Origin of the sequence: Amycolatopsis sp. lyj-112 (assembly GCF_046549055.1) — a bacterium.
Taxonomy (GTDB): Bacteria; Actinomycetota; Actinomycetes; order Mycobacteriales; family Pseudonocardiaceae; genus Amycolatopsis.
The window spans coordinates 13911-35457 of the sequence record NZ_JAJPWS010000024.1 but is presented as its reverse complement, the minus strand read 5'-3'; the positions used below and the strand labels follow the sequence as shown (position 1 = coordinate 35457).

Genomic DNA, 21547 nt, shown 5'->3' with positions numbered 1-21547 from the left:
ACGAGGGTGTCCATCTGGGCAGGCGTGATCAATTTCGTCCGGGCGCGGTACGAGGTGCTCGAAGAACGGGGCGACTGGCTTCGTTTCCGGGTCGACACCGAGGAAGGTCGCGGCCAGCAGGTGACCGTGCACCACCTGCCCGACCACGACGGCGCGGAATGGGTGGAGATCTCGTCTCCGGTCGGCTGGGCGGACAAGATCGACCTGCGGCGCCTGCTCGAACTGGCCGGCGGCGACTCGGTCGGCGGCGCGGCGGTCGTGGACGGCGTCGCCTTGCTCAAGCACACCATCCCGCTGGTCGACCTGAACCTGCGGAACGAGTTCGAGCATCCGCTGACGTCCCTCGTCGCCCGTGCGGACGCCTTCGAACACGAGCTGACCCGAGCCGACGAGTTCTGATCCCGTCAGGTCCTTTCAGGACTGTCCGACGGTATGTGAAGGCCCCCTGTACCGCGCTGAGCGCGGTACAGGGGGCCTTTTCACGACCTCGAAGGGCTCAGAGGCGCTCTTGCAGCGCGTCCGCGGCGGCGAGCAGATCAGCGGCCCAGCGGGCCCCCGGCTTACGCCCTATACGTTCGATGGGCCCGGAAACCGACACCGCGGCGACGACCGTGCCGGTCGAATCCCGTACCGGCGCCGAGACACTCGCCACACCGGGCTCCCGTTCCGCGACGCTCTGGGCCCAGCCGCGACGGCGGACTTCGAGCAGGGTGCGCTCGCCGTACACCGCCTCCGACAGGATCGTCCGCTGCGTATGCGGATCCGACCACGCCGCGAGGACCTTCGCGCCGGAGCCCGCGGTCATCGGCAGCCGCGAACCGATCGGCACCGTGTCACGCAGACCGCTGGGCGGTTCCGCGGTCGAAACGCAGACGCGCTGGACGCCGTCCCGGCGGTAGAGCTGGACGCTTTCCCCGGTGATGTCGCGTAATTTCGGCAGCACCGAGCTCGCCGCGTCGAGCAAGGGGTCGGTCGAACCGCCCGCCAGTTCCGCGAGCGCGGTACCCGGCCGCCACCGCCCGTCCGGGCCGCGGCGCAACAGGCGATGCACCTCGAGACCGACCGCGAGCCGGTGCGCCGTCGCGCGCGGCAAGCCGGTCCGCGTGCACAGTTCCGCCAGGCCACAAGGATCTTCGGCCACGGCCTGAAGCACGGCCACGGCCTTGTCGAGTACTCCGATACCGCTATGCTGTCCCACAAGCCGATACTATCTTCCCGAAGTTTGAGATGTCCAGATGGTGGGAAGTACCGATTTCATCGCATGTGAGGAGCCGGAAATGCCCCGGACACTGGCCGAGAAAGTGTGGGAGTCGCACCTGGTGCGGCGCGGCGAGGGGGCCGAGCCGGACCTGCTCTACATCGACCTCCACCTGCTGCACGAGGTCACCAGCCCGCAAGCGTTCGACGGACTCCGTCTGGCGGACCGGAAACTGCGCCGTCCCGACCTCACCATCGCCACCGAGGACCACAACGTCCCGACGATCGACATCGAGCTGCCGATCGCGGATCCCGTGTCCCGTACCCAGGTCGACACCCTTCGCAAGAACTGCAAGGACTTCGGCGTCCGGCTGCACCCGATGGGCGACGCCGAACAGGGCATCGTGCACGTCATCGGCCCGCAGCTGGGCCTGACCCAGCCCGGGATGACCGTGGTGTGCGGCGACAGTCACACCTCGACGCACGGCGCCTTCGGTGCGATGGCCTTCGGAATCGGTACCTCCGAGGTCGAACACGTGATGGCGACCCAGACGCTGCCGCTCCGTCCATTCAAGACGATGGCGATCACGATCGACGGGGAACTCCGCCCCGGCGTCACGGCCAAGGACGTCATCCTCGCCGTGATCGCGAAGATCGGCACCGGCGGCGGGCAGGGCTACGTCCTCGAATACCGCGGCAAGGCCATCGAAAACCTGTCGATGGAAGCCCGGATGACGGTCTGCAACATGTCCATCGAAGCCGGTGCGCGGGCCGGGCTCATCGCTCCGGACGAGACGACGTTCGCGTATCTGAAGGGCCGTCCGCACGCGCCGCAGGGCGCTGACTGGGACGCCGCCGTCGAGAACTGGCGTGAACTCGCCACGGATCCCGACGCCGTCTTCGACGCCGAGGTCCACCTGAACGCCGACGAGCTCACGCCGTTCGTGACCTGGGGCACCAACCCGGGCCAGGGTCTGCCGCTGGACGCCGCCGTGCCCGATCCCGAGCGGATCGGCGACGAGAACGAGCGGATCGCCGCCGAGAAGGCCCTGTCCTATATGGACCTGAAGCCGGGCACTCCGCTGCGTGAGATCGCGGTGGACACCGTCTTCCTCGGCTCCTGCACGAACGGCCGTATCGAGGACCTGCGGGCCGCGGCGGACGTCCTGCGCGGGCACAAGGTCGCCGGGTCGGTCCGGATGCTGGTCGTCCCCGGCTCGGTGCGCGTGCGGCAGGCGGCCGAAGCCGAAGGCCTGGACCAGGTCTTCACCGAAGCGGGCGCGGAATGGCGCCAGGCGGGCTGCTCGATGTGCCTCGGCATGAACCCGGACCAGCTCAAGCCGGGCGAGCGCAGCGCGTCGACCTCGAACCGCAACTTCGAGGGCAGGCAGGGCAAGGGCGGCCGGACGCACCTGGTCTCCCCGCTCGTGGCGGCCGCCACGGCCGTGCGGGGAACCCTGTCCAGCCCCGAAGACCTGCTGCCCGCCACCGCCCGCTGAGCCCGCCTGACATCCGCTAAGGAGTTCCCTCACCATGGAACCGTTCACCCACCACACCGGCGTCGGGGTCCCGCTGCGCAGGTCCAACGTGGACACTGACCAGATCATCCCGGCGGTCTACCTCAAGCGCGTGAGCCGCACCGGCTTCGAGGACGGACTCTTCGCCGCCTGGCGGTCCGACGAGTCGTTCATCCTCAACCAAGAGCCCTTCAAATCCGGTTCGGTCCTGGTCGCGGGCCCGGACTTCGGCACCGGTTCCTCCCGTGAGCACGCGGTCTGGGCCCTGATGAACTACGGCTTCCGGGCCGTGATCTCGTCCCGGTTCGCGGATATCTTCCGCGGGAACTCGGGCAAGCAGGGCTTCGTCGCCGCTCAGGTCGAGCAGGCGGACGTCGAACTGCTGTGGAAGCTGCTCGAAAACGAGCCCGGGACGGAGGTCACGGTGGACCTCGAGTCGAAGACCGTACGAGCCAAGGACTTCGTCGCGCCCTTCCAGATCGACGACTACACCCGCTGGCGGATCCTCGAAGGGCTCGACGACATCGCCCTGACACTCCGGCACGCTGAGGAAATCGACACTTTCGAGTCCCAGCGCCCCTCCTGGAAGCCGGTGACCCTTCCGGCGGCCTCCTCCACGGCCTAGTCGTGAGGTGCGGATTCCCTTGCTGAGCTGGGAATCCGCACTCCGGCGGAGGGTCCTTCGCAGAGCCCCGAAACCACGCCGAACGGCACTCCGAGAGGTCCGAGAGGGTCCCTCTGGAGGCGGAACAGCCCCCGAGACAAGGGAAATTTCCGCGCGTCGTTTGGAATTTGTGCTGCATTGGTAATACCGTGTGCGCTAAGTCGGCCGACGGGGCCGTGTACAACAAGTTCTTCTTGGAGGACTGGAATGGCCAACAAGGCCCAGCTGATCGAGGCGCTGTCGGAGCGCCTGGGCGACAAGAAGGTCGCGTCGGAGGCCGTTGATGGCCTTGTCGACATCATCATCCGGACGGTCAACAAGGGCGAGAAGGTGAACATCACCGGCTTCGGTGTGTTCGAGAAGCGCGCCCGCGCCGCCCGCACCGCGCGGAACCCGCGTACCGGTGAGACCGTTCGCGTCAAGAAGACCAACGTGCCCGCCTTCCGCGCCGGCACGACCTTCAAGGACGTCATCAGCGGTTCGAAGAAGCTGCCGAAGGCCACCGCTGTGAAGCGCGCGACCGCCGGCACCACCACCACTCGGGCCGCCGCGACCCGCGCGACGACGACCCGGACGGCCGCCAGCCGCCCGGCCGCGACGCGTTCCACCACCACGCGGACTCGCGCCGCCGCCGCCACGACGCGCACCGCCGCGAAGCCGGCGGCCAAGGCGACCGCGACCAAGGCCGCCGCCAAGACGACCGCCACCAAGGCGGCGCCGAAGACCGCGGCCAAGGCGACGACGGCCCGCGCCACCACGGCCAAGAAGGCGACCGCCACCAAGGCGACCGCCGCCAAGGCTCCGGCCAAGGCGACCGCGACGAAGACCGCTGCGAAGAAGGCTCCGGCCAAGCGGACTTCTGCGGCTGCGAAGAAGAAGTAAGCTCCCTCTCCTCGAGAGTGAGCCAACGGCAGGGCCCCGTGCATCGCGCGCGGGGCCCTGCCGCAGTTTTCGGGTACCACCGTTTTCCGGCCCCACGAGGCGGAATGCCGGGAACCCGCTCGGGCGTCGCCCGGTCTGTGTCACGCTTCTCGCCGGACGAAATGAGGCGGGGAACACAGGACTGGAGGCGGCCCACCATCGAAATCCGGCTTCTCGGTCCGTTCCACGTGGTCGTGGACGGCTCCCCGCTCTCACTGAGCAGCGCCCGTCAGCGCGCGCTGCTCACGACGCTGGCGCTGTCGTGCGGCCGCCTGGTGTCCATCGACGCGCTCGCACGCGGTGTCTGGGGAGACGAACCCCCGGAACGGATCCGCGGCAGCCTGCAGACGAATGTGATGCGTCTGCGCCGGTTGTTCGGCGAACAAGTCGTGGTGACCGAACCGGACGGTTACCGTCTCCTTCTCGATCCCGCCCGCGTCGACGCACTGAGGTTTCTCAGCCTGCTGGACCGGGCCGTGGACGAAAAAGCCCAGGCGGAACGGGTATCGCTCGCCGAGGCGATCGGCCTTTGGGGCGGGACACCGCTCGAAGGAGTCGGTTCTCCGACGCTGGCGGGCGAATGGGGACCGTTGCTGACCGAGCGGTATCTGTTCGCCGTGGAAAGGCGGATCGATCTGGATACCGGCACGGTCCCGGACGCGGAACTCGTCGCCGAATTGACCGATCTGGTCGCTCAGCATCCGCTCAGGGAATCGTTATGGGAAAGACTCGTGCGGATTCTCGCGCGTTCGGGCAGACGAGCGGAAGCACTCGCCCGATACGCCCGTCTCAGATCACTTCTCGCGGAAGAACTGGGCGTCGAACCGGGAGGGGAACTGCGACGGCTCCACGCCGAACTGCTGGCCACGGACAGGCCGGCCGTCCCTGCGTTCCCGGTGCCGCGCCAGCTTCCCTTCGACGTCACGGGTTTCTCCGGGCGGGAAAGTGAACTGGCCGAACTGGAGCGGTTCCTCGCCCAGGGCCAGACCGGAACGACACGGATAGTGGTCATCGAAGGCACCGCAGGGGTGGGAAAGACCTCACTCGCCGTCCATTGGTCGCATCGGCTGCGGGAAAACTTCCCCGACGGACAACTCTTCGTAGACCTGCGGGGGCATTCCGCCGGTACGCCGGTCACTCCGATGGACGCACTGTCCGGGTTCCTCCAGGCGGTCGGCGTGCTCGCCGACGCGCTCCCCTCCACTGTGGAGCAACGGTCGGCGGCGCTGCGCAGCAGGCTGGCCGGCACCAGGATGCTGTTGCTGCTGGACAACGCCCGCGACGCCGACCAGATCCGGCCGTTACTGCCCGGTTCGGGCAACCTCGTCGTCGTCACCAGCCGAAACCAGTTGCGGGGCCTGGTCGCCAGGGAGGGGGCGCGGCGGATGCCGTTGCGCTCACTGGACGATCACGCGGCCCGGGCGCTGCTCGCCGAAAGCGTCGGCCGCGCCCGGCTCGACGCCGAACCCGGCGCGGTGGCGGAACTCACCCAGCTGTGCGGCGGACTGCCGCTCGCGCTGGCACTGGCGGGGGAGCGGGCGTCCCGTTTTTCGGGAACCTCACTGGCGTGGATCGTCGACGAACTACGGGATCAGCGGGTCCGGCTCGACACCCTGCGGGACCCGCAGGACGCGGGCACCGATCTGCGGGCGGCGTTTTCGTGGTCGTACAAGGCGTTGCGCCCGGAGGCGGCGCGGCTGTTCCGGCTGCTCGGGCTGTTCCCCGGGGTGCCGATCCGGGTTTCGACCGCGGCCGTCACCGCCGGAGTCGACGTTCTCGCGGCGCGGGAACTGATCGACCAGCTGGCGTCGGCGCATTTGCTGAGCCAGCCCAGTACCGACCGGTACCGGTTCCACGATCTGCTGCGGGTCTACGCCGCCGAACTCGCCGAGGGCGATGTGCCGTCGGAACGGGAAGCCGCGCTACGACGGCTGATCGACTGGTACACCGCCGGCGTCGCCGCGGCGAACGAACTCATCCGGCCCGATCTGCTCACTTCGGACGTCGTGCTGGAACCGGCCGACGGGCCACCACACGATTTCGCCGACCACGACGAGGCGACGGCCTGGTACGTCGAGGAACGCCCGGCGCTCGCCGCGCTGGTCCGCGTCGCCGCCGACCACGACTGGGCTTCCCGCGCCTGGAAACTCGCGTGGCTGCTGCGTGCCTTCTACACCGAGCGGCACGACCAGGAGGACTGGATCGGCACCGCCGAGATCGCCGTCGAAGCCACCCGGGCCGCCGTCGACCCGCTGGGCCTGCAGTACGCGGCCAACAACCTCGGATCCGCCTACCTGCGGGCACTTCGCACCGACGAGGGGCTGGAGGCGTTGGAGGAGGCCAGGAAGGCGTCCGTGGAGACCGGCGGCTCCGAGGTCTCGGTCGCGATCCTGTCGAATCTTTCGGGCGCCTACTACCTCCGCTCCGAATTCGAGAAGAGCGAACAGGTCGCCGCCGAAGCCGCGCGGCTGGCGAGCGACACCGGACAGCGCACCTTCGTCCCGCACGCGCTCCTCAACATCAGCGCCAGCAGGATCGGCATCGGCGCCTACGACGGCGCCGTCGAAGCCGCACTCGAAGCGCGGCAGGCCTTCGCGGAACTCGGCGACCGGTACCACGCGGCCCTCGCGCTTTCCAACGCCGGCGAGGCGCTCGCGGGCGCTTCCCGCTACGAGGAAGCGGAGAGCCACTGTTCCCGTGCGCTGGCGGAACTCCGCGAACTCGGGGCCGAGTACGGCACGATCGACGTCCTCATCAACCTCACGAGACTCATGCTCGCCACGGGCTGGAGCGAAGAGGCCGAGGCATACGGAGCCGAGGCGCTGGCCGTGTGCCAGCGCCTCGGTGATCCCCGTGCCGACGAGGTCCGGACGATGCTGTCCGTTCCACCCCCAGGCTGAACGGTGAGCACCGCGGCGACCACACAAGGGACGCGGCCGGAGTAAACCAAGCCGCGCTGTCACCTCGCTGTCACGGGAGGGTCGGGTTGTCGTGAGTGATTCGGGTCGTTCTAACGACCTGAATCACTCACGACCCCCGTCAGGGATGGGCGGGGGCGGGTGTGGGCAGAGGCGACGCGAAGTAGTCCGCGGCCACCAGTACCGGCCCGTCCTCCTCGGTCGGCGCCCGGAACGACAGCACCCAGAACGACCCCTTCTTCGACGGCACCACACCACCGCGCGCGGCGGGCAGGTCGACGCCGTCGCGGTCGGCCAGCGCGCTGACCACGTCCGGGATCACGCCGCCCTGGCTGGACACCACCGGCGTCCCGCCGTCACCGGCGATCGCCAGCAGCCGAGCGACGCCGAGTACCGGATCCGGCCAGTAGCCCTCTTCCGACAGCAGCGGTTCGTGCCGGATCTCGGCGCCGAGATCTTCGGCGAGCCCGTTCACCGTCTGGACGCAACGGAGCCTCGGCGCCGAAAGCACTCTGTCCGGCGCGTAGTGCCGCAGCAGCGAACGCAGCGCTTCGGCCTGCCGCAGTCCCGCGTCCGACAGCGGACGCAGGTCGTCATCGCCGTTCCACTCGTCGCGTTTACCCGCTTTGGCGTGCCGCACCAGGATCATCGTGGTGAGTCCGGTGGGCAGCGCGGAGAACTCGCGCAGCACCCGGACGTCTCCCGGGCGGGTGAGCAGTTTCTCCGCCGTCTCCGCGTCGAGCCAGCGCAGTTCGTCGACCTCTTCGTTCGGGGCGAACGTGCCGGAGGCGACGTGCGCGGAGAAGTAGTCGACGGTCTTCGGGATCCCCGCCACGGTGTACTCGGTCCGCACGAGGTACCGGCCGAGCACGGCCTCGAACCCGGTCTCCTCCTGGATCTCGCGGACCGCGGCCCGCGCGATGGTCTCGCCCGGATCCAGTTTTCCCTTCGGCAGCGACCAATCGTCGTACCGTGGCCGGTGCACCAGCGCGACCTCGGTCCGCTCGCCGTCGCGACGCCAGAGGACGGCGCCCGCCGCCCGCACGACGCCGCTCATCCGGCCGCTCCGTGCCGCTTCGCCAGTTCGACCTGGTGATCGCGGACGTCGTCGCCGCTGGCCGGGAACGGCGTCCACTCGCCGGAGGCGGTCAGCACCCAGCATCGCGTCGCGGGATGCAGCGCGGACTCGAAGATGTAGTCGATCTGTTCGACGAGCTTCACATCCTTGACCCGCACCAGCGCCTCGATCCGGCGGTCCAGGTTGCGGTGCATCATGTCCGCGCTGCCGATCCAGTACGTGCCTCCGGCGCGGAAGTTGAAGATCCGCGAGTGTTCCAGGAACCGGCCGAGGATCGAGCGCACATGGATGTTCTCGCTCAGCCCCTCCACACCCGGCTTCAGCGCGCAGATCCCGCGGACGACGATGTCGACGGGCACTCCCGCCTGCGAAGCGTGGTAGAGCGCGTCGATGATCTGCTCGTCGACGAGCGAGTTGCACTTGAGCCGGATCCCGGCGGTCTGGCCGGCGAGGGCGAGTTCGATCTCCTCGCCGATCGCGCGCACGATGCCGCGGCGGATCCCGTGCGGCGACGTGAGGATGTTGCGGTAGGTGTCCTGCCGCGAATATCCGGTGAGGACGTTGAACAGGTCCGTCAGGTCCGCACCGATCGTCGGGTCGGCGGTCAGGAGGCCCATGTCCTCGTACAGCCGCGCGGTCTTCGGGTTGTAGTTGCCGGTACCGATATGGCAGTAGCGGCGGATCGTCGAACCCTCCTGGCGCACCACCATCGACACCTTGCAGTGCGTCTTCAGCCCGACGAGCCCGTAGACCACGTGCACGCCGGCGCGTTCCAGCGTGCGCGCCCAGGTGATGTTGGCCTGCTCGTCGAACCGCGCCTTGATCTCGACCAGCGCGACGACCTGCTTGCCGGCCTCCGCCGCGTCGATCAGCGCGTCGACGATCGGGGAGTCACCCGAGGTGCGGTACAGCGTCTGCTTGATCGCCAGCACCTTCGAGTCCGCGGCGGCCTGTTCGATGAACCGCTGGACGCTGGTGGAGAACGAGTCGTACGGGTGGTGTACGAGGACGTCGCCCTCGCGCAGCGTCGCGAACACGGACTTCGGGGTCTCGCGCTCACCGAACGCCGGGTGCGTGGCGGGAACGAACGGGCGGTCCTTGAGTTCCTTGCGGTCCACTCCGGACAGTTGGTGCAGGCAGGTCAGGTCCAGCAGGCCGGGGACCTCGACGACGTCGCGCGGGTCGACCTCCAGTTCCCGCAGCAGCAGTTCGAGCATGTGCTCGCTCATGTCCAGCGCGACCTCGAGCCGCACCGGCGGGCCGAACCGGCGCTGGGCCAGTTCGCGTTCCAGCGCCTGGAGCAGATCCTCGTCCCGGTCTTCTTCGACCTCGAAGTCGGCGTTGCGGGTGACCCGGAACGCGTGGTGCTCGGTGACCTCCATCCCGGTGAACAGCTCACCGAGGTGGGCGGCGATCAGCTCTTCGAGCGGAAGGAACGTCGCCGTGTGGCTCTCTCTCGGCTGCTGCTCGATCCGCATCAGGCGCGGCACATTGCTCGGCACCTTGACGCGCGCGAACCGCTCGGTTCCCGCTTCCGGGTCCCGGACGGTGACCGCCAGATTGAGTGAAAGGCCCGAAATGTAGGGGAACGGGTGCGCGGGATCGACGGCCAGCGGGGTGAGCACCGGGAAGATCTGCTCGCTGAAGTAGTTGGACAGCCGAAGCTGGTCCGCGCCCGCCAGGTCGTTCCAGCCGACGATGTGGATGTCTTCCTCGGTCAGCCGCGGCCGCAGGTGCAGCTCGAAGGCGTTGGTGTGCCGCTCGACCAGGTCCTGGTTGCGCTTGGCGATGTAGGCCAGCTGCTCGCGCGGCGTGAGCCCGTCCGCGCTGCGCACCGGCAGGCCGGTCTCGTCGCGGCGTTTCAGCCCGGCGACCCGCACCATGTAGAACTCGTCCAAATTGGACGCGAAGATCGCGAGGAACTTGCCGCGTTCGAGCAGCGGCTGAGACTCGTCCTCCGCCAGGGAGAGCACCCGCGCGTTGAAGTCCTGCCAAGACAGTTCCCGGTTGAAGTACCGGTCGTCGGGAAGCGTCTCGACGGCGGTGGGAGCGGACGTCACGGCAGGCGGCGCGGTGGGCAGCGCGCGGAACTCCTGGGCGGGACGGCTCGCCGAGCCGCCGCGGGTCGCGCGGGGGGTGCGGTTGGTCTTCGTCGCGGCGGAGGTCTTCCGCTTCCTTGCTGGGCTCGGGGTGCCGCCGTCGTTTGTGCTCACGGACTTCATTGTTCACCACTCAGGGCGATTATGTGCGCCCCGCGGTGGTCGTCCGGGTGAACTCGCGTCACATCACCACGCAGGGTGTCCCCAGCAACGCTGAAGTGCGCTTTCCGACACCGAGGGTGCAGACGTGAGCGAGATCATCCGCGGTGTCCACGTCACTGCGGAGTGACTCCGCCGCGATCGTGAGCGGGATCGCACCGGAACCGGTGTGCGCCAGTGCCGAGCCCCCGCCGAAGAGGGGTTCGAGCGGGCGGCCCGCCGCCGCGAGCAGCAACGTCGTGCCCGTGCCCTGCCGGTCCGCGACGAACGCCCGGCGTCCGGCGGCTTCGGCCAGCGCGGCGGTGAGGTCTTCGGTTCGCAGCGCGGGCAGGTCGGCCTGCAGTGCACCGACCACGCCGGTGGGCGAATCCCGGCGGAGCAGCGCTTCGCCGTACCGCAAGGCCGCGTTCAAGCCACCCCGCGACGGCTCGGCGACGATCTCGACGCCCAGTTCGGTGAGATCGGCCACTGACGCCGGATCGGCAGCCACCACCAGTACCCGGCGGACACCGTCCGCCGAGGTCACCGCGGACAGCGTGTCCTGGGCCAGCGCCAGTACCAATGCGGCGTGTTGTTCGGTCACGACCGCGCCACGAAGCCGCGACTTGCCCTCAGCCGGGCGTTTCACCGGCACGATCAGATCGATACCCACAACTATCTTCTTACCCGACCCTCCCTGGACCGCGCTCGCGTGCGCGCGGCAGGATCAGTGGACAGGGGGACGGACGTGCGACTTCAAGGAGGACGAAATTGGCTCGGCGTGAGAAGGGCGGCTTCTGGGTTGGCCTCGCCGCCGCGCTGTTCTATCCGGCGACGACCCTCGGCAAGCGGATCTACCTTGGCACCGAGAAGATCCCACGCGAAGGCGGCGCCCTGCTGCTGGTCAACCACGTGTCCCACATGGACCCGGTGGTGGACGCGGTGTTCGTGCACCGGATGAAGCGAGTGCCGCGGTTCCTCGGCAAAGAGAGCCTGACCAGGACACCGCTCTTCGGCAAGATCTTCGTCGGCGCCGGGCAGATCCCGGTTTCGCGGGGTTCGGCCGCCGCCGGCGACAGCCTTAAGGCCGCCCACCAGGCGTTGCGGGACGGGAAGGTCGTCGTGATCTACCCCGAGGGCACGATCACCAAGGACCCGGACGGCTGGCCGAAGAAGCCGTTCACCGGCGCCGCACGGCTCGCGCTGGAGACCGACGTGCCGGTGATCCCGATCGCGCGCTGGGGCACGAACCACATCTTCAACGGCTACACGAAGAAGTTCACGCCGTTCCCCCGCAAGACCATCACGCACCTGGTCGGGGAGCCGATGGATCTTTCGGCCTACAAGGACGGCCCGACGCGCAGCGCGTCCAAGCTGCGTGAGGTCACCGAACTGATGATGACCGACATCACCACCCTGCTCGCGGAGATCCGCCAGGAGGAACCGCCCGCGAAGAAACCGGGAGACGACGCCTGATGGCCGGAACCGCCACCGAGGTCCAGCGCCTGACCGTGCTCGGCGCGGGATCGTGGGGGACGGCGTTCGCCAAGGTGCTCGGCGACGCCGGACGCGACGTGACCATCTGGGCCCGGCGGCCCGAAGTCGCGGCGGAGATCCGGGACGAGCACCGCAACTCGTCCTATTTGCCGGATATCCTGCTGCCCGAGCGGATCACCGCGACGTCGGACCCGGCCGAGGCGCTCGACGGCGCGCAGGCCGTGGTCCTCGCGGTGCCGAGCCAGACCTTGCGGACCAATCTCTCGGAGTGGTCCGGTCTGCTGCCGCCCGAAGCGATCCTGGTGAGCCTCGCGAAGGGCGTCGAACTCGGCACGCTCAAGCGGATGAGCGAGGTCATCGCCGAGATCGCCGGCGTCGCCGACGGGCAGATCGTGGTCGTGTCCGGGCCGAACCTGGCGAAGGAGATCGCCCAGGGACAGCCGTCGGCCGCGGTGGTCGCCAGTACCGACCACGAGAACGCCAAGGCGATCCAGCGGGCCAGCTTCAATCAGTACTTCCGGCCGTACACCAACACCGACGTCGTCGGCTGCGAGCTGGGCGGCGCGTGCAAGAACGTCATCGCCCTGAGCTGCGGGATGGCGGCCGGGCTGGGGCTCGGCACCAACACCATGGCCACGCTGATCACCCGCGGGCTGGCCGAAATGGCCCGGCTCGGCGCGAAACTCGGCGCGGACCCGCTGACCTTCGCCGGGCTGGCCGGCGTCGGCGACCTGGTCGCCACGTGCTCGTCGCCGCTTTCGCGGAACCGGACCTTCGGCGAACGGCTGGGCCGGGGCGAAACCCTGGAGCAGGCGCTGCGAGCCGCGGGCGGGCAGGTCGCGGAGGGCGTCAAGTCGTGCACGTCGATCCGGGAGCTCGCGCAGGGCCTCGGCGTCGACATGCCCATCACCGACGCGATGCACCGTGTGTGCCACGAAGGGGTCGACCCTCGGAAGGCGGGAGCGGAGCTGCTCGGGCGGTCGCAGAAGCACGAGTGGTCCTGAGGACGCTGTCCACGCTATGGGATCGGTTGACCGCCGGGCCCCGCACTGGTTCGGTGAAGGCATGTTCGCACGTGGGATGACCGTGTCGCGGGGCCTCTCGGGTCTCGGCGCTGTCGCGTGTGCGTCGTGTCGCTGTTGTCGGTGAACCTCGACCCCGGCCCAGCTCGACACCTTCTTTCCTTGCGAGGACTCCTTCATGTTCGCCGTCCCGGACAACACGCTCGTCATTCCCGAAAACCCAGCCCTGCGGCACCCCGTGCGCGTCGCGCTCGAATTCGCCGCGGACCGTGACCGCTGGCGGCACCTGCTGCGCTACGACCCCGAACAGCGTTTTTCCGCGCTCGTCGACAGCGACGAGCTGGAAGAGGTCTGGCTGATGAGCTGGCTGCCCGGCCAGCGCACCGACCTGCACGACCACGAATTCGCCGCCGGCGCGTTCACCGTGGTCAGCGGGCAGCTGAGCGAGACCGTCGCCCGGCGGTCGTCCGATGGGCGGGCGGTGACCGAACTGCATTCGCTGTCGGCCGGCCAGTCGCGCGTCTTCGGTCCCGGGTACATCCACGAGGTCCGCAACGACGGTCCGGATCCCGCCGTCAGCGTGCATGTCTACCGGCACCAGCGCCGCGCCATGCGGCCGTACCACCTGGACCCGATCTCCGGCCCGATCCGCGACTAGCCCTCCCCCCCCCCTGCCGCGTTTCGTCCTCTAATGGCGGTAGTTCGCGACACCAACTACCGCAACTAGAGGACGAAACGCGGGGGAGTCGGGGGTCAGGTGAGGTCGCCTCGGAGGCGGAATTCGGCCTCGACGCGGTCGCGCGGGGCGCCGGTGGCGAGCAGGACGTGCAGCAGCATCCGGGACTTGCGCGGATCCAGCCAGCCCGCCATCGTCGCGCCCATCGCGATCAGGTCCGACTCCGAGCCGCGGAAGCCGTAGGTACCGCGGAACGTCGGCCCGGCGCCGGTGCGGCTCGCGACCACGATCGGCAGGTCCGGCAGTGCCCGCTCGATCACGCCGGCGGTCGCGGCCGAAACGTGCCCGCCGCCGTTCGCGGCGATCACGACGCCCTTCGCCCCGGCCTTGATCAGGGTCTCCAGGACCTCGCCGGTGTCCTCGACGCCGCTTTCGACGATCGGTACCAGCCCGGAGAAGTCCGCGTCCACCAGGGACAACGCCGCCGGGCGGGCGGCCACCGGGTGGAAGTAGTGCACCAGGCCTTCCGAGACCAGCCCGAGCGGGCCGGCGGGATTCGACGAGAACGCCTCGACGTGGCTCGAATGCGCCTTCCGGACCCAGCGGGCCTGGTGGACGTCGTCGTTGAACGCGACCAGCGCACCGCGGCGACGGCTGCGGGGTTCGGCGGCGACGGTCAGTGCCGCCACCAGGTTCCCCGCGCCGTCGGCGCTGGGCAGGCTGGGGTTGCGCATCGCGCCGGTGATCACGACCGGGGCCTCGGAATCCCAGGTCAGTTCGAAGAAGTAGGCGGTCTCTTCGAGAGTGTCCGTGCCCTGGACGACCACGACCCCTTGCGCGCCCTCGGCCACCGCGCGGGCGGCCCACTCCCGGGTTTTGACCAGCGTCGCGAAGTCCATGGACGCGCTGGAGATCCCCGCGAGCGTTTCCGCGTGGACGTCCATCGCCAGGTCCTCGCCCAGCCCGCCGAGCAGATCCGCGGCGCTCAGCCGCGGAACCGCCCGGTCTTCGCCGTTTCCGGGAACCATGGAGATGGTGCCGCCCAGGGCGGCGACGGCGACAAGAGGCCGTCGGGTATCGCTCGACATGGGTGCATTCTTCAAAGTCCACCGGGTCCGGGGCAACCACTCAGGCCCGGAAGGCCTCCAGGTGCGAACGCGCCCAGTCCGCGAACGGCCGCGGCTCCCGCCCGGTCAGCTCCCGGACCGCGGTCGTCACGCCGGAGTCGTCGAACTCCCCCTCGGCGAAGAACCGAAAGAAGGCGTCGACGTACTTCTCCGGCATCTCCGCGGTCATCTTCGTGCGGGCATCGGCTTCCGACAGCGGGTCCAGCCGCAGGTCCCGGCCCAGCAGTTCGCCCAGGACGCGCAGCCGGTCGGCGGGCCGCAGCGAGTCCGGGCCGGTGATCGCGTACGCCCGGCCTTCGTGTCCCGGCGTCGTCAGCGATTCCGCCGCGACGGCGGCGATGTCGTACGGGTCGATGGCCGCCACCGGCACGTTCGCGAACGGTTCGGCCACGACGTCGCCCGCCGCCAGCTGCGGGATCCACTGCAGCGTGTTCGACATGAACCCGCTGGCCCGCACGAACGTCCAGGCCAGTTCCGACGCGCGCACCGCGGCCTCGGCGGCCATGTGCATCCCCGCGACGGCGTTGTCCTCGTGCCCGCCGACGACCGATCGCGACGACAGCAGGGTGACCTGCTCGACGCCCGCGTCCCGCATCACCGCGAGCGCGCCCGGCATGTCGTTATAGCCACCGAGCAGGAAGACCGCCCGGACGCCGTCCAGCGCGGGTTTCAGGCTGGTCGGTTCGTTGAGATCGCCCGGTACTCCTTCGACGCCCGATCTCGCGACGCTCTCGGGCAGCGGCCGGCCCGTGCGCACCAGCGCTCGGACGGGATGCCCGTCCCCGGCGAGCAGCGCGGTCAGTTCCGAGCCGACGTTTCCGCCCGCTCCGGTCACCAAGATCATGAAGTTCTCCCCAGTGCAAGTGGCCGCCGTCGCAGGCGGCGGCCGTCCTCGGCAACCCTGCCAGGGAGATCACCGCGGCTCAAGGCGCTTTGGGCACCGCCGGGTACGGGACGAAGGTGCTGGTGTTCTCGTCCACGGTGAGCTGTTTGCCGATCGTCGGGAAGGCGCGCTGGGTACAGGCCGGGCGTTCGCAGACTTTGCAACCCATGCCGATCGGGGTGGCCGCGTCGCGGTCGTCGAGATCGAGCCCGGTCGAGTAGACCAGCCGTTTCGCGTGCCGCAATTCGCAGCCGAGGCCGACGGTGAACGTCTTTCCGGGGCTTCCGTAACCGCCGATGTTGCGCGACACGGTCCGCGCGATCCAGAAGTAGCTCTTGCCGTCCGGCAGGGTCGCGATCTGGGTGAGGATCTTGCCCGGCTGGGTGAACGCCTCGTAGATGTTCCACAGTGGACACGCCCCGCCGACACGGGAGAAGTGGAAACCCGCCGCGGACTGGCGTTTCGACATGTTCCCGGCGCGATCGACCCGGACGAACGAGAACGGCACGCCCCGGTTCTTCGGCCGCTGCAGGGTGGAAAGCCGGTGGCACACCGTCTCGAAGCCGACGCCGAAGTGGTCGCACAGCCGCTCGATGTCGTAGCGGAAGCGTTCCGCCATGGACAGGAACGGTCCATAGGGGAGGATCAGCGCGCCCGCGAAGTAGTTCGCCAGCCCGACCCTCGCCAGCGAACGCGCGGCCGGTCCGGAGAACGCCCACGAATCGGCGAGTTCGGTGATCAGGTCGTCGTATTCGAGCAGAGCGATCTGCGAGGCCATCCGGAACGCCTGCTGCCCGACGCGCAGGCTCGGCGCCAGCCGCAGCACGCGCGGCCCGGGCTCGTAGCGGTGCTGCTCACCGGCGGTTTCGTCGATGCCTTCGCTGGTGACGTCGACGCCGTAGCGCTGGATCAGGCTTTCCTTCAGCGAGGCGAGCACTTGGCCGCGCTGCAGCGGTATGTCGTGTGCCATCCGCTCGGCGCGTTCGTCCAGCTCGGCGACGTAGTTCTCTCGCTCGTAGAAGAAGTCGCGGACCTCTTCGTGCGGGAGCGAGCCGGCCGCGCTGCCGTGCAGGCCGAGGCCGTTCTCCGTGGTCAGCGCCGCGGTGTTCTCGACCGCGTTGCGGTAGCTGCGATGCAGTTTGACCAGGGCCGCCGCGATCGTCGGGAGGTTCGTGGCGAGGTCGTTCAGTTCGCTGGTCGTGACGTCCACGCCGAGGACTTCGTCGAGCAGGGCTTCCTTCACATCCGCGACCAGCCGCGCGGTGTCGTTGTTCGCGAAGAACTCAGTGTCCACTCCGAACGCTTGAGTGATGCGAAGGAGCACGGGAACGGTCAGCGGACGCGAGTTGTGCTCGATCTGATTGAGGTAACTGGGTGAGATCTCCAGCACACGAGCGAGATCCGCCTGGCTCATCGACCGGCTTTCGCGCAGATGCCGAAGCTTCGCTCCGGCGAAGGTTTTGTCCACGCTGGCCTCTCTGTCCGCAAGGTTTCCGGGCCTGAACGATTCAGTTAACGGTCAAGCCCGTGGATTTTCGCTCCCGTTGCGAACCTGCGATTCGCAATCTTTGCAAGATGCTACGGAAGCTTCGCAGAAATTGGCAAATTGGAGACCTAGATCGGATTTCCCCCGTCGTGTCAGGGTCGAAAGAGGAAAAGGCGATCACTCGCAAACTTCGCAACACCGGGAGAATCCGATGACTGAGCACGCGCAGCAGCTGGAGCAGGCGGCCGCCGAACTGACCAAGCAGTGGGCGAGCGACCCCCGCTGGTCGGGAGTGAAGCGGTCGTACTCGGCGGCTGACGTGGTCAAGCTGCGGGGCAGTGTGGTCGAAGAGCACACGCTCGCCCGCCGTGGTGCCGAGAAGCTGTGGGACCTCCTGCACACCGAGGACTACGTCCACTCGCTCGGCGCCCTGACCGGTAACCAGGCGGTGCAGCAGGTCCGCGCCGGCCTCAAGGCCATCTACCTGTCCGGCTGGCAGGTCGCCGCCGACGCCAACCTCTCCGGCCAGACCTACCCGGACCAGAGCCTCTACCCGGCCAACTCGGTGCCGGCCGTCGTCCGCCGCATCAACAACGCGCTGAGCCGCGCCGACCAGATCAACTGGGCTGAAGGCAACACCGACACCGACTGGTTCGCCCCGATCGTCGCCGACGCCGAGGCCGGCTTCGGTGGCCCGCTCAACGCGTTCGAGCTGATGAAGGGCATGATCGCCGCCGGCGCGGCGGGCGTGCACTGGGAAGACCAGCTCGCGTCCGAGAAGAAGTGCGGCCACCTCGGCGGCAAGGTGCTGATCCCCACCAAGCAGCACGAGCGCACGCTGAACGCCGCCCGCCTCGCCGCGGACGTGCTGAACGTGCCGTCGCTGATCGTCGCCCGCACCGACGCGCAGGCCGCGACGCTGATCACCAGCGACGTCGACGAGCGTGACCGCAAGTACGTCACCGGCGAGCGCACCGCCGAGGGCTTCTACAACGTCACCAACGGCATCGACCCCTGTATCGACCGCGGTCTGGCCTACGCCGAGTACGCCGATCTGCTGTGGATGGAGACCTCCAAGCCGGACCTCGAGGTCGCCCGCCAGTTCGCCGAGGCCATCAAGGCGAAGTACCCGGACCAGATGCTGGCCTACAACTGCTCGCCGTCGTTCAACTGGAAGAAGCACCTGGACGACGCGACGATCGCGAAGTTCCAGCGCGAACTCGGCCACATGGGCTACAAGTTCCAGTTCATCACGCTGGCCGGTTTCCACGCGCTGAACTACTCGATGTTCGACCTGGCGCACGGTTACGCCCGTGAGGGCATGACCGCCTACGTCGACCTGCAGGAGCGCGAGTTCGCTTCGGAGGACCGCGGTTACACCGCCACGAAGCACCAGCGCGAGGTCGGCACCGGCTGGTTCGACAACGTCGCGACCGCGCTGAACCCGACCAGCTCGACGACCGCGCTCGCCGGCTCCACCGAGGCCGAGCAGTTCTGATCCCCCGCAAGTAGGTGCCAGGCGGCGGTCTTTCGACCCCGGAGGACCGCCGCCTCCCATCCCCACCAACTCTCTTTCGCGAAGCCCAGCGGAGGCACACCATGGTTGAGAAGCTGAACTACCGGATCGACGTCTGCGGACCCGCCGGTGACCGGTTCGACGAGATCCTCACCCCGGCCGCGCTGGACTTCGTGGCCAAATTGGACAACGCGTTCGCCGGCCGCCGTCGCGAGCTGCTCGACGCCCGCCGTCTGCGCCGCGAGAAGCTGCAGTCCGGTGAGGAGCCGCTGGGTTTCCTGCCCGAGACGCGCGCCGTCCGCGACGACAGCAGCTGGCAGGTCGCCCCGGCCGCGCCCGGTCTCGAAGACCGCCGTGTCGAGATCACCGGCCCGACCGACCGCAAGATGACGGTCAACGCGCTCAACTCCGGTGCGAAGGTCTGGCTCGCCGACTTCGAGGACGCGACCTCGCCGACCTGGCACAACGTGATCGACGGCCAGCTCAACCTGTTAGACGCCATCCGCCGCAACATCGACTTCACCACCGAGGCGGGCAAGCGCTACACGATCGGCGAAGACCCCGCGACGATCGTCGCCCGCCCCCGCGGCTGGCACCTGGTGGAGAAGCACATCCGCATCGACGGCCGCCCGGTTTCGGCGAGCCTGGTGGACTTCGGCCTGTACTTCTTCCACAACGCGCGTCAGCTGCTGGCCCGCGGCAGCGGCCCGTACTTCTACCTGCCGAAGCTCGAAAACCACCTCGAAGCGCGGCTGTGGAACGACGTCTTCCTGCTGGCGCAGCGGGAACTGGGCATCCCGCGCGGCACCGTCCGGGCCACCGTGCTGATCGAGACGATCACCGCCGCGTTCGAGATGGAGGAGATCCTCTACGAACTGCGCGAGCACGTCGCCGGGCTGAACGCCGGACGCTGGGACTACATCTTCAGCGTCATCAAGAACTTCTCCTCGCACGGCGCGGATTTCGTGCTCCCGGACCGCGCGCAGGTGACGATGACCGTCCCGTTCATGCGGGCCTACACCGAACTGCTGGTGCGTTCCTGCCACAAGCGCGGGGCGCACGCCATCGGCGGCATGGCCGCGTTCATCCCGAGCAAGGACCCGGAGATCAACGCGACCGCGCTGCAGAAGGTCCGCCAGGACAAGGAACGAGAGGCGAACGACGGCTTCGACGGCTCATGGGTCGCGCACCCCGGCCTCGTCCCCGTCTGCCGCGAGGTGTTCGACGGCGTGCTCGGCGGCTGGCCCAACCAGCTCGGCAGGCTCCGTGAGGACGTCGTCGTCACCGCCGAGGACCTGCTCGACGTGGCCAGCGCCGGCGGCGAGGTCACCGAGGCCGGTGTCCGCGCGAACATCAACGTCGCGCTGCGCTACATCGACGCCTGGCTGCGCGGCACCGGCGCGGCGGCGATCCACAACCTGATGGAGGACGCCGCCACCGCGGAGATCGCGCGCTGCCAGGTCTGGCAGTGGATCCGCAACGGCACGAAGCTCGAAGACGGCACCGCGCTCACCCACGAGCTCGCCGTGTCCTATTTGGACGAAGAGCTGGCGTCGGCGCGGGCGGAACTGGGCGAGGGCAACCGGCTCGGCGACGCGTACGAGATCTTCACCGAGACCGCGCTGGGGGAGAAGCTGCCGAGCTTCCTCACCACCGGTGCGTACGCGCGGTACTTGACCACCAGCTGACACAGACTCCGGCCGCCCCTACCTGACGCGGGGCGGCCGGGTTCCACACCGGTTTTGGGACGGTGTGGCCCATCGGGTCCGGTGGCGGAGGGCTCCCCGCCACCGGACCCGCTTTGCGCGCGTGCCCCTCCGGTGGCGCCTGTTGGGCGCGCGCGGTCGCGAAGGCCTGTCCACACCACACCGCCGTGGACGGGCCTTCGCGACGTTTCGGTTCCGCCCACGGCGAAAGCGGCGACGGAACTCCGGGGCACCGGTCAGGATCAGGGCATGACGATCCTCAAGTTCAGCGGCGAGGTCGCCGAGCTCTACCAGCGCTTCCGTCGCGGCTATCCGGCCGAGGTCTTCGACGTGCTGGCGGCGGAATTCGGCCTCGGCGCCGAAGACGCGGCGCTGGACCTCGGCTGCGGTACCGGCCAGCTCACCCTGCCGCTCGCCGCCAGGACACGATCGGTCGTCGGCATGGATCCCGAGCCGGACATGCTCGCCCAGGCCAGGAAGGCCGCCGCGGACCGCGGGATCACCAACGCGAACTGGCTGGTCGGCGCCGACGCCGACGTCCCAGCGCTGGAATCCTTGCTGGGCAGGGAGAAACTCGGTGTGGTCACCATCGGGCAGGCGCTGCACTGGATGGATCGCACGACCCTGTTCCCCGCGCTCCGTTCGCTGCTCCGCCCCGGTGGCGGGGTCGCCGTGATCACCAACGGCACGCCGATGTGGCTGCACGACGACGCGTGGTCGAAGGCGTTGCGCGAGTACCTGTCCGGCTGGCTCGGGCAGCCGCTCGTGCGCACCTGCGGAGCCGAGCAGGAGGAGCAGGACCGCTATCGGGAGGGACTGGAAGCGGCCGGTTTCACCACCGGCGAGACGGTGATCGAATACGAGGACGAGATCGACCTCGAATACGTCATCGGCTCGGTCTACTCCGCGATGCCGGAGGATCTGCTGCCGAAACCGGACGAGCGCGCCGGTTTCGAGGAACGGCTCAGCGTGGTCGTCTCCCCGCACGCGCCGTTCGTGGAGCCGGTCCGGGTGCGGATACTGACCGGCGGAAAGGGATGAACCGGTCACAGACCGCGAATAGGTAGGGGTACCTACTGATTCCCCTGTTGTTTCCGTGCCG

The 21547-nt window shown here is 68.8% G+C and carries 18 protein-coding genes; 11 read left to right on the top strand and 7 right to left on the bottom strand.

Annotation, left to right across the window (positions count from 1 at the left end):
• Positions 1-6: 6 nt before the first annotated feature.
• Positions 7-399 (top strand): hypothetical protein, encoded by a 393-nt coding sequence (locus ACLJRL_RS39905; RefSeq protein ID WP_410661608.1) that lies wholly within the window; start codon positions 7-9, stop codon positions 397-399.
• Positions 400-496: 97 nt separating this feature from the next.
• Here the strand turns inward: ACLJRL_RS39905 and ACLJRL_RS39900 are convergent, their stop codons facing one another.
• Positions 497-1198 carry an IclR family transcriptional regulator gene (locus ACLJRL_RS39900; protein ID WP_005158149.1) on the bottom strand — a complete coding sequence of 234 codons (702 nt, stop codon included), beginning with the start codon at positions 1196-1198 and terminating at the stop codon, positions 497-499.
• 79 nt (positions 1199-1277) lie between these two features.
• Here ACLJRL_RS39900 and leuC point away from each other — a divergent pair, with 79 nt between their 5' ends.
• The 4 genes from leuC (at position 1278) to ACLJRL_RS39880 (ending at position 7199) form a co-directional block, all read left to right on the top strand.
• Complete coding sequence (gene leuC, locus ACLJRL_RS39895) at positions 1278-2696, top strand: 3-isopropylmalate dehydratase large subunit (protein ID WP_410661607.1); 1419 nt, start codon at positions 1278-1280, stop codon at positions 2694-2696.
• Between the two features lie 34 nt (positions 2697-2730).
• Positions 2731-3339: a 3-isopropylmalate dehydratase small subunit gene (gene leuD, locus ACLJRL_RS39890; RefSeq protein ID WP_410661606.1), complete on the top strand. Its 609-nt coding sequence runs from the start codon at positions 2731-2733 to the stop codon at positions 3337-3339.
• Positions 3340-3585: 246 nt separating this feature from the next.
• Positions 3586-4260, top strand: coding sequence for an HU family DNA-binding protein (locus ACLJRL_RS39885; protein WP_410661605.1), 675 nt, complete (start codon positions 3586-3588; stop codon positions 4258-4260).
• Positions 4261-4421: 161 nt separating this feature from the next.
• A complete protein-coding gene (locus tag ACLJRL_RS39880; protein ID WP_410661604.1) occupies positions 4422-7199 on the top strand; it encodes a BTAD domain-containing putative transcriptional regulator in 2778 nt (925 codons plus the stop codon).
• A 139-nt stretch (positions 7200-7338) separates the two neighbouring features.
• Here the strand turns inward: ACLJRL_RS39880 and ACLJRL_RS39875 are convergent, their stop codons facing one another.
• Genes ACLJRL_RS39875 through cofC form a run of 3 tightly spaced genes read right to left on the bottom strand, consistent with a single transcriptional unit; the run spans position 7339 to position 11205 of the window.
• On the bottom strand, positions 7339-8274 hold the full coding sequence (locus ACLJRL_RS39875) for an NUDIX hydrolase (RefSeq protein ID WP_410661603.1): 936 nt from the start codon (positions 8272-8274) through the stop codon (positions 7339-7341).
• On the bottom strand, positions 8271-10517 hold the full coding sequence (locus tag ACLJRL_RS39870) for an RNA degradosome polyphosphate kinase (protein WP_410661602.1): 2247 nt from the start codon (positions 10515-10517) through the stop codon (positions 8271-8273). The genes ACLJRL_RS39875 and ACLJRL_RS39870 overlap by 4 nt, the downstream gene beginning before the upstream one ends.
• A gap of 58 nt (positions 10518-10575) precedes the next feature.
• Complete coding sequence (gene cofC / locus ACLJRL_RS39865; protein ID WP_410661601.1) at positions 10576-11205, bottom strand: 2-phospho-L-lactate guanylyltransferase; 630 nt, start codon at positions 11203-11205, stop codon at positions 10576-10578.
• 98 nt (positions 11206-11303) lie between these two features.
• Here cofC and ACLJRL_RS39860 point away from each other — a divergent pair, with 98 nt between their 5' ends.
• The 3 genes from ACLJRL_RS39860 (at position 11304) to ACLJRL_RS39850 (ending at position 13709) form a co-directional block, all read left to right on the top strand.
• Complete coding sequence (locus ACLJRL_RS39860; RefSeq protein WP_410661600.1) at positions 11304-12008, top strand: lysophospholipid acyltransferase family protein; 705 nt, start codon at positions 11304-11306, stop codon at positions 12006-12008.
• Positions 12008-13033 carry an NAD(P)H-dependent glycerol-3-phosphate dehydrogenase gene (locus tag ACLJRL_RS39855; RefSeq protein WP_410661599.1) on the top strand — a complete coding sequence of 342 codons (1026 nt, stop codon included), beginning with the start codon at positions 12008-12010 and terminating at the stop codon, positions 13031-13033. Before ACLJRL_RS39860 ends, ACLJRL_RS39855 begins: the two co-directional genes overlap by 1 nt.
• A gap of 196 nt (positions 13034-13229) precedes the next feature.
• The gene (locus ACLJRL_RS39850) at positions 13230-13709 is read left to right on the top strand and encodes a cysteine dioxygenase (protein WP_410661598.1); all 480 of its coding nucleotides are present in this window, start codon (positions 13230-13232) and stop codon (positions 13707-13709) included.
• A gap of 95 nt (positions 13710-13804) precedes the next feature.
• Here the strand turns inward: ACLJRL_RS39850 and ACLJRL_RS39845 are convergent, their stop codons facing one another.
• The 3 genes from ACLJRL_RS39845 to ACLJRL_RS39835 all read right to left on the bottom strand — a co-directional run bounded on the left by ACLJRL_RS39845 (position 13805) and on the right by ACLJRL_RS39835 (position 17205).
• Positions 13805-14815, bottom strand: coding sequence for an asparaginase (locus tag ACLJRL_RS39845; RefSeq protein WP_410661597.1), 1011 nt, complete (start codon positions 14813-14815; stop codon positions 13805-13807).
• Between the two features lie 40 nt (positions 14816-14855).
• The gene (locus tag ACLJRL_RS39840) at positions 14856-15698 is read right to left on the bottom strand and encodes an NAD(P)H-binding protein (protein WP_410661596.1); all 843 of its coding nucleotides are present in this window, start codon (positions 15696-15698) and stop codon (positions 14856-14858) included.
• A 79-nt stretch (positions 15699-15777) separates the two neighbouring features.
• On the bottom strand, positions 15778-17205 hold the full coding sequence (locus tag ACLJRL_RS39835) for a short-chain fatty acyl-CoA regulator family protein (protein ID WP_410661595.1): 1428 nt from the start codon (positions 17203-17205) through the stop codon (positions 15778-15780).
• Between the two features lie 229 nt (positions 17206-17434).
• Here ACLJRL_RS39835 and aceA point away from each other — a divergent pair, with 229 nt between their 5' ends.
• The 3 genes from aceA to ACLJRL_RS39820 all read left to right on the top strand — a co-directional run bounded on the left by aceA (position 17435) and on the right by ACLJRL_RS39820 (position 21486).
• Entirely contained in the window at positions 17435-18721 is a 1287-nt protein-coding gene (aceA, locus tag ACLJRL_RS39830; protein WP_410661594.1) for an isocitrate lyase, read from the top strand.
• Positions 18722-18822: 101 nt separating this feature from the next.
• Positions 18823-20427 carry a malate synthase A gene (gene aceB, locus ACLJRL_RS39825; RefSeq protein WP_410661593.1) on the top strand — a complete coding sequence of 535 codons (1605 nt, stop codon included), beginning with the start codon at positions 18823-18825 and terminating at the stop codon, positions 20425-20427.
• Between the two features lie 267 nt (positions 20428-20694).
• Positions 20695-21486, top strand: a complete 792-nt coding sequence (locus tag ACLJRL_RS39820; RefSeq protein WP_410661592.1) for a class I SAM-dependent methyltransferase — start codon at positions 20695-20697, stop codon at positions 21484-21486.
• The last annotated feature ends 61 nt before the right edge of the window (positions 21487-21547 follow it).

Bases quoted from the DNA above. Each gene is read 5' to 3' on its own strand.
- leuC (WP_410661607.1), top strand. From the start codon at position 1,278: ATGCCCCGGACACTGGCCGAGAAAGTGTGGGAGTCGCACCTGGTGCGG.
- leuD (WP_410661606.1), top strand. From the start codon at position 2,731: ATGGAACCGTTCACCCACCACACCGGCGTCGGGGTCCCGCTGCGCAGG.
- ACLJRL_RS39885 (WP_410661605.1), top strand. From the start codon at position 3,586: ATGGCCAACAAGGCCCAGCTGATCGAGGCGCTGTCGGAGCGCCTGGGC.
- ACLJRL_RS39880 (WP_410661604.1), top strand. From the start codon at position 4,422: ATGAGGCGGGGAACACAGGACTGGAGGCGGCCCACCATCGAAATCCGG.
- ACLJRL_RS39875 (WP_410661603.1), bottom strand. From the start codon at position 8,274: ATGAGCGGCGTCGTGCGGGCGGCGGGCGCCGTCCTCTGGCGTCGCGAC.
- ACLJRL_RS39870 (WP_410661602.1), bottom strand. From the start codon at position 10,517: ATGAAGTCCGTGAGCACAAACGACGGCGGCACCCCGAGCCCAGCAAGG.
- ACLJRL_RS39855 (WP_410661599.1), top strand. From the start codon at position 12,008: ATGGCCGGAACCGCCACCGAGGTCCAGCGCCTGACCGTGCTCGGCGCG.
- ACLJRL_RS39850 (WP_410661598.1), top strand. From the start codon at position 13,230: ATGTTCGCCGTCCCGGACAACACGCTCGTCATTCCCGAAAACCCAGCC.
- ACLJRL_RS39845 (WP_410661597.1), bottom strand. From the start codon at position 14,815: ATGTCGAGCGATACCCGACGGCCTCTTGTCGCCGTCGCCGCCCTGGGC.
- ACLJRL_RS39840 (WP_410661596.1), bottom strand. From the start codon at position 15,698: ATGATCTTGGTGACCGGAGCGGGCGGAAACGTCGGCTCGGAACTGACC.
- aceA (WP_410661594.1), top strand. From the start codon at position 17,435: ATGACTGAGCACGCGCAGCAGCTGGAGCAGGCGGCCGCCGAACTGACC.
- aceB (WP_410661593.1), top strand. From the start codon at position 18,823: ATGGTTGAGAAGCTGAACTACCGGATCGACGTCTGCGGACCCGCCGGT.
- ACLJRL_RS39820 (WP_410661592.1), top strand. From the start codon at position 20,695: ATGACGATCCTCAAGTTCAGCGGCGAGGTCGCCGAGCTCTACCAGCGC.